This is a genomic window from Flavobacterium sp. (assembly GCF_031363805.1).
Taxonomy (GTDB): Bacteria; Bacteroidota; Bacteroidia; order Flavobacteriales; family Flavobacteriaceae; genus Flavobacterium.
Window position 1 is genome coordinate 1 of record NZ_JANLVD010000075.1, and the last position, 14955, is coordinate 14955.

Annotated in this window: 13 protein-coding genes; 10 read left to right on the forward strand and 3 right to left on the reverse strand. The window is 31.5% G+C overall.

What is annotated here, in order from left to right:
• Positions 1-796 (forward strand): translocation/assembly module TamB domain-containing protein (locus tag RMN92_RS04285; protein ID WP_309608228.1); only part of this gene is annotated, 796 nt, incomplete at its 5' end.
• A 119-nt stretch (positions 797-915) separates the two neighbouring features.
• Positions 916-3207, forward strand: a complete 2292-nt coding sequence (locus RMN92_RS04290; RefSeq protein WP_309608229.1) for a BamA/TamA family outer membrane protein — start codon at positions 916-918, stop codon at positions 3205-3207.
• A gap of 288 nt (positions 3208-3495) precedes the next feature.
• On the opposite strand, the gene RMN92_RS04295 is transcribed toward RMN92_RS04290, so the two are convergent.
• Positions 3496-3975: a hypothetical protein gene (locus tag RMN92_RS04295; protein ID WP_309608230.1), complete on the reverse strand. Its 480-nt coding sequence runs from the start codon at positions 3973-3975 to the stop codon at positions 3496-3498.
• A gap of 152 nt (positions 3976-4127) precedes the next feature.
• On the opposite strand from RMN92_RS04295, the gene tssD reads away from it, so the two are divergent.
• The 6 genes from tssD to RMN92_RS04325 all read left to right on the forward strand — a co-directional run bounded on the left by tssD (position 4128) and on the right by RMN92_RS04325 (position 9950).
• Positions 4128-5606 carry a type VI secretion system tube protein TssD gene (gene tssD, locus RMN92_RS04300; protein ID WP_309608231.1) on the forward strand — a complete coding sequence of 493 codons (1479 nt, stop codon included), beginning with the start codon at positions 4128-4130 and terminating at the stop codon, positions 5604-5606.
• Between the two features lie 5 nt (positions 5607-5611).
• A complete protein-coding gene (locus tag RMN92_RS04305) occupies positions 5612-6286 on the forward strand; it encodes a hypothetical protein (RefSeq protein ID WP_309608232.1) in 675 nt (224 codons plus the stop codon).
• 77 nt (positions 6287-6363) lie between these two features.
• The gene (locus tag RMN92_RS04310) at positions 6364-7122 is read left to right on the forward strand and encodes a hypothetical protein (protein WP_309608233.1); all 759 of its coding nucleotides are present in this window, start codon (positions 6364-6366) and stop codon (positions 7120-7122) included.
• A 182-nt stretch (positions 7123-7304) separates the two neighbouring features.
• A complete protein-coding gene (rlmD, locus tag RMN92_RS04315; RefSeq protein ID WP_309608234.1) occupies positions 7305-8720 on the forward strand; it encodes a 23S rRNA (uracil(1939)-C(5))-methyltransferase RlmD in 1416 nt (471 codons plus the stop codon).
• 29 nt (positions 8721-8749) lie between these two features.
• Positions 8750-9253: a DUF6452 family protein gene (locus RMN92_RS04320; RefSeq protein ID WP_309608235.1), complete on the forward strand. Its 504-nt coding sequence runs from the start codon at positions 8750-8752 to the stop codon at positions 9251-9253.
• Positions 9225-9950 carry a DUF6048 family protein gene (locus RMN92_RS04325; RefSeq protein WP_309608236.1) on the forward strand — a complete coding sequence of 242 codons (726 nt, stop codon included), beginning with the start codon at positions 9225-9227 and terminating at the stop codon, positions 9948-9950. Before RMN92_RS04320 ends, RMN92_RS04325 begins: the two co-directional genes overlap by 29 nt.
• A 6-nt stretch (positions 9951-9956) precedes the next feature.
• On the opposite strand, the gene RMN92_RS04330 is transcribed toward RMN92_RS04325, so the two are convergent.
• The gene (locus tag RMN92_RS04330) at positions 9957-10451 is read right to left on the reverse strand and encodes a metallophosphoesterase family protein (RefSeq protein WP_309608237.1); all 495 of its coding nucleotides are present in this window, start codon (positions 10449-10451) and stop codon (positions 9957-9959) included.
• A gap of 63 nt (positions 10452-10514) precedes the next feature.
• Here RMN92_RS04330 and RMN92_RS04335 point away from each other — a divergent pair, with 63 nt between their 5' ends.
• The gene (locus RMN92_RS04335; RefSeq protein WP_309608238.1) at positions 10515-11672 is read left to right on the forward strand and encodes a cysteine desulfurase family protein; all 1158 of its coding nucleotides are present in this window, start codon (positions 10515-10517) and stop codon (positions 11670-11672) included.
• A gap of 53 nt (positions 11673-11725) precedes the next feature.
• Here the strand turns inward: RMN92_RS04335 and RMN92_RS04340 are convergent, their stop codons facing one another.
• Positions 11726-12172, reverse strand: coding sequence for a hypothetical protein (locus RMN92_RS04340; protein ID WP_309608239.1), 447 nt, complete (start codon positions 12170-12172; stop codon positions 11726-11728).
• Between the two features lie 211 nt (positions 12173-12383).
• Here RMN92_RS04340 and RMN92_RS04345 point away from each other — a divergent pair, with 211 nt between their 5' ends.
• Entirely contained in the window at positions 12384-14828 is a 2445-nt protein-coding gene (locus RMN92_RS04345) for an outer membrane beta-barrel family protein (RefSeq protein ID WP_309608240.1), read from the forward strand.
• The last annotated feature ends 127 nt before the right edge of the window (positions 14829-14955 follow it).

Below are 14955 nucleotides of genomic sequence, written 5' to 3' on the forward strand. Positions count from 1 at the left end.
TGCCGATATCAATATTACAGCGGTTTACAAACTAGAAACCGCACCAATTGAGTTGTTGAACAACCAACTCGGAAACCTTTCTGAAGAACAAAAAAATACCTATAAACAAAAAATCCCTTTTGAAACAGAATTAAAAATGAAAGGCGAACTGTTGAAACCAGATATTAGTTTCGATGTGGTTTTACCTGAAGGAAATAATAGCGTTTCAGCAGAAATTATCACAACTACTCAGTCAAAGTTGGCACAATTGCGACAAGAACCAGAAGAATTGAATAAGCAAGTTTTTGCCTTGCTTCTGCTTAATAGATTTATTGGCGAAAACCCTTTTGCAAGTGAGTCTGGTGGCACTTCTGCTTCTTCATTGGCTAGGGAAAGTGCTAGTAAAATCCTATCGCAACAATTAAACAATCTGGCTGGCGACTTGATAAAAGGCGTTGAAGTAGATTTTAACTTGGATTCTTCTGAAGATTTTACAACTGGTCAAAAAGAAAATAGGACCGATTTGAATGTCGGATTATCCAAAAAATTGTTGAATGATCGATTGAAAGTCACTATTGGTAGTAGTTTCGGTTTAGAAGGACCAAAACGTGAAAATCAAGATACCAACAATATTGCTGGCGATATTTCTGCAGATTACCAACTGTCTAAAGATGGTCGATATAAAATTCGGGCGTACAGAAAAAATAGATTTCAAGTAGCGCTGCAAGGTCAGGTTATTGAAAGTGGCGTTGGTTTTATAATTACTATTGATTACGATAAGTTTCAAGAAATATTTCAGAAAAATAAGACCTTATGAAGTATTAGATTAAGTATTACAAAATAATAAATCCAGCCACTGATTCACAGATTTAAAAGTTTAAAATCAGTGAATCTGTGGTAAAAAAACATAATCATACGAATATTATTAATTTTAAAATGAAATACAAATTTATCATATTATCGATTTTTATCTTATTTGTTGCCTCTTGTAGCAATACAAAATTTTTGCCAGATGGCGAATATCTCTACATTGGTGGGAAAGTAAAAGTTGAAAATGAATCGATTTCAAAAAAAGAAAGAAAAGCATTGCAAGCAGAATTGGCAAAACTGATTCGTCCAAAACCCAACAAAAAAATATTAGGATTAAGACCTCGATTGTACATTTACAATCTGGTCGATACCGTAAAAAAAGAAAAAGGTTTCAAACATTGGCTCAAAAATAAAGTAGGCGAAGCTCCCGTGTTATTCAGTCAGGTCGATTTGGAATATAACAAAAGTGTCCTACAAAATTTTGTAGAAAACAATGGCTATTTTAATGCTGAAACTACTGCCGATTCAACAAGATTTGATAAGAAAGTAGAAGCCAATTATGTAGTCAATCCAAAACAACAATATAAAATCAAGTCGGTTCAATTTCCCACTGATAGCTCCGAAATTGGAAAAGCTGTAAGCAAAACACAACGCAGAACCTTACTCAAAATTGGTGAAGGTTATAGTCTCGACAAAATAAAAGAAGAACGAATTCGGATTGATACCAGAATAAAGGAAAAAGGCTTTTTCTATTTCAATTCCGATTATTTAAAAGTTCAAGTCGATAGTACTGTTGCAAAAAATGAAGTGGATTTAATTGTTAAAGTGAAAGATGAAGCACCAAAATTATCCAAAATACCTTATCGGATAAATAAAATTATTGTTTATCCAAATTATGCGATACAACAACAAGACACCATAGATTATAAAAGAGATTCTATAGTAAAATATAAAGATTTCACCATAATAGACAACGAAAAATTATTCAATCCTAGAATATTTGATCGAACATTATACTTTGAAAAAGGCGATTTATACAACAGAACAAACCATAATCTATCATTGAATAGATTGGTCAATTTGGGTACTTTTAAGTTTGTAAAAAACCAATTTAAAGTATCAGATACTATTGGAAATTACCTTGATGCTTATTATTATTTAACGCCAATGCCCAAAAAATCATTCCGCTTGGAAATTTTAGCCAAAACCAACTCTGCCAATTATACTGGAACTGAATTAAGCATCAATTGGAGTAATAGAAATACATTCAAAGGAGCTGAATTGCTAACTATTTCAGCTTTTGGAGGATTTGAAGTTCAAGTTTCAGGAGAAAACAATGGGTATAATGTCTATCGTTTTGGTGCAGAAGCCAACTTAATTTGGCCAAGAATTATTTCCCCTTTCAATTTTGTTTCTGCCAGCGGGTTTGTACCTAGAACCAAAGCCACACTCGGTTATGAATATTTAAGTAGAACCCAACTGTATTCACTACAAACATTAAAAGGTGCTTTTGGATATATTTGGAAAGAAAATGAACGCAAAGAACACCAGTTTAATGTGTCAGAAATAACTTTTGCCAGTCCGCAGAATGTTTCTCAACTGTATAAGGATCAAATAGCTACCAATCCTTCATTAAGTCGTGTTGTTGACAAACAATTAATTTTTGGCCCAACTTATTCTTACACCTACACCAATACGATGCAGAAAAAAAGAATAAATACTATTTTCTATAAAGGCGGATTGGATTTATCAGGAATTATTACAGGTTTGGTTACCGGTGCCAATGCAAAAAAAGGCGATACTGTTAATGTTTTAGGCATTCCATTTAGTCAATATATAAAGGTAAACAACGAATTCAAACACAATTATAAATTAGGGAAAGATTCACAAATAGCCAGTAGAATCATTGCTGGAGCTGGATTTTCGTTTGGAAACTCGGTCGAAATGCCATTCAGCAAACAATTCTTTATTGGCGGAACCAATAGTTTGCGAGCTTTCCGAGCACGATCTGTTGGTCCGGGAACTTACGATGGTTCGAAGGATGCTGGAACATTTTTACCAGACCAGTCGGGAGATGTTGTATTGGAAATGAATACTGAATACCGATTCAAAATTTACCGCTTTTTAAACGGTGCTTTTTTTGTCGATGCTGGAAATATATGGTTGCTAAATGAAAATGCTGCCAAACCAGGCTCAAAATTTACGAAAAATTTTATAGAAGAAATTGCTGTAGGAACAGGTTTCGGACTTCGTTTTGACTTTTCTTTTCTGGTACTCAGAACAGATTTGGCATTTCCACTTAAAAAACCATACTTACCACAAGGAAACCGATGGGTTGCAGATAAAATAAGTTTTGGAAACGGCGCGTGGCGAAGTGATAATTTGGTTTTTAATTTGGCAATTGGGTATCCTTTTTGATGATTTTAAAAATAAATTTACCTGTTCAAAACTGCTTTAAAAGGTTTAAAATGTTAGCCTAATAAAATTCGAGCCTCGCCTATCAAATTCATAGGCGAGCCTACAAAAAGTGCAGGCGAGGCTACAAAAATCATAGGCGAGCCTACCAAAATTGTAGGCGAACCTACTCAAAGTATAGGTGTGACTTTTGAATTTTTAGGCGTGCTTACAAATAAATAAAGCCAGCCCTACTCAAAAATGTAGGCTGGCTTTAAAGTTTAATAGGCGAGCTGTTTTTTAACTATTTATTTACAAAACAGGTTTGTCTACCTCAGGTTTTTTGTTTGCAAATCGACTATTGTATTCATCAACTTCTTTCATTGCCATGTCTAGTGAACCTTCATTGGCTCTTGATATTTGAAGATTTGAATTGTATCTGTCTACCAATGTCATAATATCTGTTGCGGCACCCAATTGAATTTCATCAACGGTTTCTAGCGCTTGCAAAACTGCCAAACGGTTTGCTTCCAACTCATCATAATAAGCTAGCAAGTTGCTTAACTCCTTTGGTTCATCAACTCTGCTTAAACTGTTTGGAAATTGATTTGCAATTCTGGAAAGCAATCTAGCATAGCCTTCTCTGCCCTCTGCCATCGATCGCGTACCAGTTTTTTCTTCATTTGTCAAATTAATTTTGAAAGGTAAAAATGTACCAATTGCGGTAGTAATTGCGGTAGTAAAACTAGTAAGTATACTACTTGCTGGAATCGAAGAAATAAATTTTCTCATTTGTTTTGTGTTTTTTTGTTAAACATGAAACGAAAATAAACATTTATAGCTTAAGAAAAATAACCATACAATAAAATTTAACAAATACAAAATAAATCACCAAATACTTCATAATATTTTTTTAACTTGCCCTCATTAAACTAAACTAAAAAATGGCATCAAAAGCAGTATTAGAAATTGAGGGGAAAAAGTACAATGTTCTAGAATTTAATTACAAACTACACCAAGAAGCAGGCAGAAATGGCTTTCCTTGTGGCAATGTGTCGGGGGGACACATTATCATGGTTATAGAATCAGACAAAAATATTGAAGCATTCGACTGGGCAAAAAGTGCCGATGTGCAAAAGGAAGGTACTGTAAGCTTTTATAACCATGACGGCATGAGCATATTCAAAAAGCTAGAGTTTCGAGAAGCCTATTGCTTCCTTTATAAAGAGGAATTTGATAGCAACGGAAAATTTGCTATGCGTCATACTATCGAAATATCACCTGGAAATGCAAATTATCAAGGTATCAATTTTACTAAAGATTGGAGCAAACCTCAAATTGATATAAAAAATGCAAGTACTTTTGAAGAAAAAGAGGAAGAAGAAAAAAAAGTAACTGTATTATTTGACGCTAATAATAGCGATGTAAAAAATGGAAAATTTGGTTTTGATAAATTTGATTCTGATTTTAAAAAAAATTATACTGGAAAAGATTTCACTAAATTTGAAAACGAATACAATCCAATACAAGTGAATGGCGATAAATATCTTCCTGTTTGGGTTAGTATGAGAAAAGGACAAACTATAACTTTGAATGTTGAGAATATAAAACGAAAAAACTACAAGTTATACAATGATATAAAATTTGAAGCCAACCCAGATTTTACATTTGAACCTGCCAATTTAAAAGATGTGAGTGAGATACAAATTACTTGTAACAATTCTGGAAGCCAAACCCAAATAAAACTGGAGGGCGATGGTGAAGTTGTTGGAGCAATAAACTTCTTTTATCCAGAGGTTAAGACAGTAAATTTAGACTGGCGTTTTGTTGAAATTACTGGTAAGCGAGAAGATGAGAACATAATTAATTCTAAAATTGATTTAGCAAAATTAAAAGAACTATTAAAAAAAGCATTTAATCCAATGTTAATAGATTTCAACATTGAAAATATCAATCCTAAAATTACTGATTTGACAAAAGAAAACTTAACTGGTGTGTTTGATAAAGTAGGTAAAATTGAATATATACCAATTAGCCGCAAACGATCGTTTGTTGCGTTTACAGAAAAAGTATCTCCTCCGTCAGCAACAAGTTTAACATTGTATCTTGTAAATCGTCATTGTATGGACAAAGCGAATGCATCAATTGAAGATGGATCTAAGAGCTTTGTAGGTGGTTTTTCAGAAACAAATTCTGGAATCGCTTACGGAATTTTAGTTGATGAAGAACCTGCAAAAATAATTCCCGAGGCTGTTGCACACGAAATTATGCACGCTCTAGGTCTTGAACATACTTTTGCTGAACAAAATTCTCATATCTTTAAAGGAAAAAGTACAGATAACTATATGGATTATTCAACCAGAAAAATATATACCTGGAAATGGCAATGGGAAATAGCAAGAAATAATAAACTCTTAAAATAGTTACTATGAAAAATATCATTTTAAAAACAACTTTATTATTTGTATCATTTTTAACCTTTGCTCAAAACAATGAGTCAAATTGTAATTATAATGATTCTATTTTTAAATTACTCCCAAGCGAGATGACATTTAACATAGAAAAATATAAAGTTGAATTACAAAAAGGTACAGAGAAAAAAATAATTATTAACAACGAAAATTATGAAAAATACTTTCGTGGTGACACTACCTCTATTCACTATGTACAATTAAATAAAATCTTAAAAATTAATAAAACAATAACTTATTATCCTAATGGCAAAATTGAAAGTTTTGACATATTCCATAATCCAGAAGAAGGTTTAGTTACTGGATTAAATAAAAGAATGTATTTTAATGTTGACGGTACAATAGAAGAAGAAAAAGATATAGATAAAGGATATAAAATATGTTACGATGAAGCAATAAACATAGTAAAAAAAATAGTTGGAGAAAAAAAAATAAAGAGGTACGAATTAAAATTTAGTGTTGGAAGAGTAGATTTGAATAAGTTTACTGAAAGCAATGCTGAATGGTATGTTGGTGTAAAAGGGAATGATGAATTTTATAATAGAAATAAAAAATCACACCTTATTACCTATGTTATAGATGGAATAACTGGGAAATTTATATCAAAAAGAATTAATAGAATTGTTCCATAGATTATAAAGTAATTACAATGAAAATAACATTTTAAGAACTGCTTCTTTTATGTTCTCATTTAGAAATATATTAAATTATGACAGTAGAAAGATTACAACAATTAATCCAAAAAGGACAATCAGTTCTACAAACACACGTTCCAAATGGTTCAAATGTAATTGGCTTCTCAACATTAAACGGAGGTCAATTTACTGCTTGGCAAACACAAGTAATAAGTTATTTACAATCGTACTTACCAGTTGATAATATATATCTATTATCTTTTAAAAAAAGCGTTTCAAAACCATATGTTAGTGACGTAAATAATGGAATTGGTATGCTGAATTCATTAATTGAGGATATTAATTTGGATTTATTATCAATCCAAAAAGAAGAAACGTTTAATCCAATCAATTTTCTACTAACAATTTTTGATAGATTTCACTTGGTTGTAAGACAACTTCGTTACAGACATGATAGTAGAGTAACTTTGGATGTGAATGATGAGTATGATGTTCAAAATTTACTCCACTCCTTGCTTACCCTTTACTTTGACGATATTAGACCAGAAGAATGGACTCCAAGCTATGCTGGTAAAAGCAATAGAATGGATTTTCTTCTAAAAGATTTTAAAATAGTTATAGAAGTTAAAAAGACTAGAGCAAATTTAAGAGGAAAGGAAGTTGGTTCTCAATTAATTGAAGATATAGCAAGATATAAAGAGCATAAAGATTGTGAAACTTTACTATGTTTTGTTTATGATCCTGAGGGTTTAGTCGGTAATCCAAGGGGGTTCGAAAATGATTTAAGCAATGATGATGGTGATTTAAGGGTTAGAGTATACGTGCGACCATAATATTAAGGTAGTATTACACAGTGAATTTTTAATTTATAATACCAAAACAATAATTAGAATAATATTGAAATTTAAATTAATTTGCAACTGTAACTTTGCAATAACTCTTTAGAAACAAAAACTTTTTTAAACTTCTCCCTTCCAGCTTCAAACTTCACGCTCCAAATTATTATATTTGCGCCATGGGAAAAAAAGTTACAGACAAAATCGTTTTTGATACGGTAAAAGTCCTTGATGCGGGTGCAAAAGGCGTTTCGGTGGCGAAAGCTCCAGATGGGAAAGTTATTTTTATAACCAATGTTGTGCCAGGCGATGTGGTCGATGTACAAACTTTCAAGAAGCGCAAGGCATACTATGAAGGGAAAGCCATCAATTTTCATGAATATTCCGAACATAGAACGGAACCCATTTGTCAACATTTTGGTGTTTGCGGCGGATGCAAATGGCAGAATATGAAATATTCGCAGCAATTGCATTACAAGCAAAACGAAGTTTATAATCATTTGAAACGTATCGGAAAAATTGAAATGCCAGAATTTGAACCTATTTTGGGATCAGAAAAACAATTTTTCTATAGAAATAAAATGGAATTTGGTTTCTCCAATGCACGTTGGATGACTGAAGCCGAAATAAAAAGCGATCAGGATTTCGACGATCGAAATGCTTTAGGATTTCATATTCCAAAAATGTGGGACAAGATTTTGGATATCACCAAATGTCATTTACAAGCAGATCCGTCGAATGCGATTCGTAACGAAATACGTCGTTTTGCCATAGAAAACAATTTGGAGTTTTTCAATCCTAGAAATCATGAAGGATTATTGAGAACTTTGATGATTCGTACCGCTTCTACTGGTGAAATTATGGTATTGATTCAGTTTTTTGAAGAAAATAAAAAACAAATAGAATTGATTATGAATCATTTGGCGGAAAATTTTCCTGAAATTACTTCATTACAATATGTAATTAATGGCAAACCAAATGACACTATTTACGATCAAAACGTAGTATTATTTAAAGGTCGCGATTATATTTTGGAAGAAATGGAAGGTTTAAAATTTAGCATCAATGCAAAATCCTTTTACCAGACCAATTCTGAACAAGCGTATGAATTGTATAAAATAACCAGAGATTTTGCAGGTTTAACTGGCAATGAATTGGTGTATGATTTATACACTGGTACTGGAACCATTGCACAATTTGTATCGAAACAAGCTCGAAAAGTAATTGGTGTAGAAGCAGTTCCAGAAGCTATTGCTGATGCTAAAGAAAATGCCAAACGCAACAACATTACCAATTGCGAATTTTATGTTGGTGATATGAAAAATGTGTTTAACGATGCTTTTATTGCAGAACATGGTCATCCAGATGTAATTATTACAGATCCGCCACGTGACGGAATGCATGCAGATGTTGTGAAACAAATATTGACCATAGGAGCTGATAAAGTAGTGTATGTGAGTTGCAATTCTGCAACACAAGCACGCGATTTGGCTTTGATGGACGATATGTACAAAGTGACCCGAATTCGTCCAGTAGACATGTTTCCTCAAACACATCATGTGGAAAATGTTGTACTTTTGGAAAGAAGGAAATAATATTAGATTTTAGATATTAGATTTTAGATATGAAAAAGTTGAAAATAATTATTGTTTCCATTTTAATTGCAAACTGCTTTTGGAGTTGCGAGAAGGATGATATTTGCGAGGCAGGAACTCCAACTACACCCAATTTGATTATTGAGTTTTATGATAATCTAAATGCAGGAACAAAAAAAGAAGTAACCAACTTGAATGTTGTGGCAGAAGGAAGCATTGCAATTTTAAAATTCAATGGCGTAAGCAAAATTCAAATTCCATTGAAAACGGGTATAGATTTGAGTCAGTTCAAATTTACTTTAAACGCCACAGATCCTGTAACATCAATAACAAACGAAGACATTCTAAATATCAATTACACTCGCGAGAACGTTTATATTTCAAGAGCTTGTGGTTTTAAAACTGTTTTTAAACTCAACGAATCTGGTGGTATTGTGCAAGCTACAGATCCAAATAAATGGATTAAAGAAATTATAATTCAGAAATATAACATTTTAAATGAAAATGAAATTCACGTTAAAATATTTTTTTAGTTTACTATTCTTATTTTTATCATTTGGACTATTCGCTCAGAATTCTCAGGATAAAAAACAAGAAAAAAAATCAGATTCTGTAGCTCCAAAAATAGAACGCTATGGATTAAGAGTTGGTATCGATATTTCGAAACTCGCGCAAACACTTTACGAAAAAAATTACAAAGGTTTTGAAATCGTGGGAGATTATCGTTTAACCAAAAGATTGTTTTTGGCTGGTGAAATTGGTTCAGAAAATAAAAATGTAATTGACAATACATTAAATTTTACAACAACTGGAACTTACTTCAAAGTAGGTTTTGATATTAATAATTATGAAAACTGGCTCGATATGGAAAATATAATCCATGTAGGTTTGCGTTACGGCGTGAGCTCTTTTAGTCAAAAATTGAACAGTTTTAAAATTTACAATACAGCAACCTATTTTCCTCAAACTCCCGAAATTATATCTGACACAAACTACAATGGTTTGTCAGCCCAATGGGCAGAAGTAGTGGTTGGTGTAAAAGTAGAAGTGTTGAATAATATTTATATAGGTTTCAGTGGTCGATTGAATTATTTGTTTTCGAATAAAAAACCTGAAAATTTCGATAATCTTTACATTCCAGGATTCAACAGAACTTATGATGGCAAGTTTGGTGTGGGCTGGAATTATACTATTTCATATTTCATTCCATTGTATAAAAGCAAAAAATAATTTTAGCTATCTTTTCCCTAATTCTATGATTTCCAAATCTTGAATTTTATTTTCATTGATAGTAAATCGAAGCATGGTTCTTATCACATGAAACCCGCTAATACCAGCTGCACCAGGATTCATGTGCAACAAATTTAATTTTTTATCAAATTGTACTTTTAATATATGTGAATGCCCACAAATAAAAAGTTTGGGTGGATTATTTTTTAATTCTTCTCTAATGTTTGGGTTATATTTATCTGGATAACCACCAATATGTGTTATCCAAACATCCACACCTTCACACATAAATCTGTTGTGCAAAGGAAAATCTGCTCTCGCTTTTGCATCGTCTATATTTCCAAAAACAGCACGCAAAGGTTTGTGTTTTTGTAAAATATCTGTCACTTCAATATTTCCAATATCGCCAGCATGCCAAACTTCATCAGCTAAATTCACATATTTTAAAATTGTATCATCAATATGACTATGCGTATCAGAAAGTAAAAGGATTTTTTTCAAAATAATATTTTTTAACAATATACAAAACTATGGGAAATATTTAAAATAGTATATTTGCAATCTATGAAAAAAGTATATTTAGACAATGCTGCCACTACTCAACTTCGCCCAGAAGTAGTTGCAGAAATGACAAAGGTTTTACTTGAAGATTTCGGAAATCCATCATCAACACATGCATTTGGTCGAAACTCCAAAAACTTGATTGAACTTTCAAGAAAAAGTATCGCAAAAAATTTACACTGTACCGCTCAAGAAATTATTTTTACTTCCTGCGGAACAGAAGCCAATAATTTTATCATTCAATCTTGTATTCGTGATTTGAAAATTGAACGCATCATTACTAGCAAAATAGAACACCATGCCGTATTGCACACTATTGAAATTCTTGAAAGACAATATGATTTTAAAGTCGATTTTGTAAATATTTTGCCTACAGGAGACATAGACATTGTTCACTTATCAGATTTGTTGTCTTCAAATCAAAAAACATTGGTAAGCTTGATGCATGTAAACAATGAAATTGGAACGGTTTTAAATTTGGATAGAATTTCAAAAATATGTAAACAGTACCATGCTTATTTTCATACAGATACTGTACAATCGGTTGGAAAAACAATCATAAATTTGCAAGAAACTCCTATTGATTTTCTAGTAGCCAGCGCACACAAGTTTCATGGACCAAAAGGAATTGGTTTTGCATTTATTCGAAAAGGAATCGTTTTGAATCCAATATTATTGGGTGGCGAACAAGAAAAAGGACTTCGTGCCGGAACAGAAAGTGTTCATAATATAGTAGGTTTGGCAAATGCATTGGACATTTCCTATTTGCATTTGGTGGAAGAACAAAAATACATTGCCAGTTTGAAACAATATTGTTTCAAAGAATTAATAAATACTTTCCCAGAAATTAAGATTAATGGTGAAAATAATATCGAAATTTCAAATTCCGACTATCATTTCAGTACATTTTATAATATTTTGAATGTCATTCTACCCTTGTCAGAAGAAAAAACGGCTATGTTATTATTTCATTTGGATATAAAAGGTATTGCTGTTTCACGCGGAAGCGCTTGTCAGTCAGGGAGCAGCAAACCATCGCACGTATTGGCAGAATTTTTAAATGAAGCTGATTTGAAAAAGCCAAGTTTACGAATTTCATTCAGCCATTATAACACCAAAGACGATATCGATTATTTAATCGATACTTTGAAATCCATATAAATACATAAAAAAAGCGAGACTAAAATCTCGCTTTTTTAATAAAATTGATTGAATTAATTAAATACATCTTTAATATTCTTACCCAATTCATCCATATCTCGATTGAAATCTTTTTTGAAAACATCCCAACCAGTTTGGTTGGCATCATAATTATTAATTCTAGATTTCAAATCTACATTTGATGCTTCCAATTTTTCGATTCTTGTTCTGTAAATACCATCAAAAGTTGAACTTGGCTTGTTCATTTTTACTTTAACTTGTTCAATTTGTTGTTCATTCGCTAATATTTTAGCTTCAGATTCGGCCTTAAAAACCTTCCAATCTGCTTCATTATCTTGTTGTTGATTTTTCAAATCTTCATTGGCTTCTGTTACATTTTCTTTTGCATTATCGACGTTTTGTCTAGCAGCTGCTTCCTTTTGAACTGCAGATTTACAAGATGTAAAAATAGATCCCGACATTAAAAGTGCTATTGCTAAAATTGAAATTGAATTTTTCATTTTGTTTATTTTAAAATTATTATACAAAGTTGATCATTCACAATTCAAAATAATTACACAATTTTTTAGAAAAGTTATAATTTTTGATTTTTATCCCATTAAAATATACTTTTGATTTCGATTTAACAATAATTTGGCACAATTCAAAAGGTCAAATATTATTTTTGCTTTTTAATATTTGATTATGATTTCTCCAAATAAGCTATTCATTTTGTTGCTATTATTAAATTTCCAAACTTTTTTCGGTCAGACAAAGCAGGAAAATCCAAAAATTAAAATTTCAGGTAAAATTATTGAAAAATCAAGTGCTTTACCATTGGAATATGCTACCATAACTTTTATTGGATTTAATTCAAACCAAGTAATTTCTGGTGGAATTTCAGACTCAAAAGGAAATTTTTCTATTGATATTCAGCCAGGAAAATACAATGTGAAATTTGAATTTATTTCTTTCAAAACACTTGAAATGAAAGATAAATCATTAATCCAAAATACAAATTTAGGGACTATATATTTGGAAGATGAAGCCCAAAAATTGGATGCAGTTGAAATACGTGTAGAAAAAACATCAGTCGATATCAAACTCGACAAAAAAATATATAGTGTTGGTAAAGACATAATGGTTAAGGGTGGCACAGTAAGCGATGTTCTTGGTAACATTCCTTCTGTAGCGGTCGATGTTGAAGGAAATGTAAGCCTACGAGGAAACGAAAATGTTAGAATTTTAATTGATGGGAAACCTTCATCAGCAATTAACATCAATGATGCCTTAAAATTAATTCCTGCAGATGCTATAGACAAAGTTGAAGTCGTAACCAACCCATCTGCTCGTTATGATGCAGAAGGCGGTGGTGGTATTATAAATATTATTCTTAAAAAAGGAAAAAATCAAGGTTTAAACGGAACTTTTATTGTTTCTGCAGGAGAACCTAAAAACACAGGCGCTTCAGCTAATTTAAATTTTAAAAGTGAACAATTTAATTTATTTTCTACTTTAGGATATAATGATAGAACAAGTTTAGGGAAAACCTTAATTGACCAAGAAAATCTGGACGCATTTGGAAATTTGAAATCTCTTTTAAATGAAAGAAGAACTAATGATCGTGGTGCCGATGGCATAAATTTAAATTTTGGGATTGAATTGAATTTAGACAAATCGACATCTTGGACCAATGCTTTTAATTATCGTAAAAATAATGGAGAAAATACAGAAGAAGTAATTTATTATAATTTCAATCAAAACAGAGAATTTGTAAATTCCAATAGACGTGATAATAATTTGAATTCATCGGGTGAAAATGTTGAATATACTACAAGTTTAGTGAAAAAATTCAAAAAAGAAGGCCATAAAATAACTATGGATGGCTCATTCGCATTAAACAAAGAAAAAGAAAATGCAGCAATTGATGGGAAATTTATCGAATCTGGAAACTCAATTTCATCAGAAACCACTTTTAAATCAGAAAAACAAAATAGAAATTTAATTCAGGTTGATTACGTCTTGCCAATAAAAGAAAATATACAGGTGGAAGCTGGTTTTAGAGGCAATTACCTCAATTTTTTGGCGCAATATCAAGTTCAAGAAAAAAATCTTAATACAAATATTTTTTCAAATATTGATGCTTTTACTGGAAGTTTAGAATACATTGAAAACGTAAATGCCGTTTATGCACAATTTGGTTCCAAGATTAAAAAAATCTCATATCTTTTTGGATTGCGATACGAAAACTCAAATATCGAAGTTAATCAGGCTAAAATAAATGATTATCAAACCAAAAACTATGATAACTTTTTCCCAAGCGCATTCTTAACTTATGAGATTTCTGAAAATACAAACTTATCTTTAAACTATAGCAAAAGAATCACGCGTCCAAGAGATAGATTTATCAATCCTTTTTCATCCTATTCGAGCAACATCAACTTATTTGAAGGAAATCCTGATTTGAACCCTACTTTTAGCGATGTTTACGACATAGGCTTTTTGAAAAAATGGGAAAAACTAACCTTAAGTACTTCGGTATATTTTAATAAAACAAAAGATGCTTTTCAAGTAGTTCGATACCAACGTGGCGATTTACAAAACGGAATTCCAGTAGTCATCAATAAACCATTTAATTTATCAACAGATACTAGACTTGGATTTGAATTCAATTTAAATTACAGCCTGAAAAAATGGTGGAAATTAAATGGAAACTTTAATTTTTTTAATAATACAACAGATGGAGAATTTAAATTCACAAATACAGCTAATACAATAATAATTCAAAATTTTGATAATGTTTCGAGTTCTTGGACCTCAAGATTGACCTCAAAAATAAATTTACCATATAAAATTGATTGGCAAACCAACTTGGTTTACAATGCACCTTTAAAATATGCACAAGGCTTGAATTTAGGAGTTGGAAGCGCCAATTTAGCCTTTAGCAAAGATGTTTTGAAAGATATGGGAACCATTGCTTTTAATATAAGTGACCTATTTAATAGTCGTAAAATGATTCGCGATGTAAATCTTGCTACTTTAAATTCATATAGCGAAATGCAACGAAATGTGAGACAGTTTACACTTTCATTTACTTACAGATTCAATAAAAAGAAAACAGATAGAGAGACAAAACCAAAATCATCTGAAAATGGCGATAGTGAAAATATGGGATAATCTGATATATTATGTAACTAAAAAAGCACCTCAAAAAGGTGCTTTTCTTATATCAGACAAATAAAATTTATGCAGATTGCTGTTGTTTTTTGGCTCTCCATTCTTTAAACATTTCCCACAAAGCGCC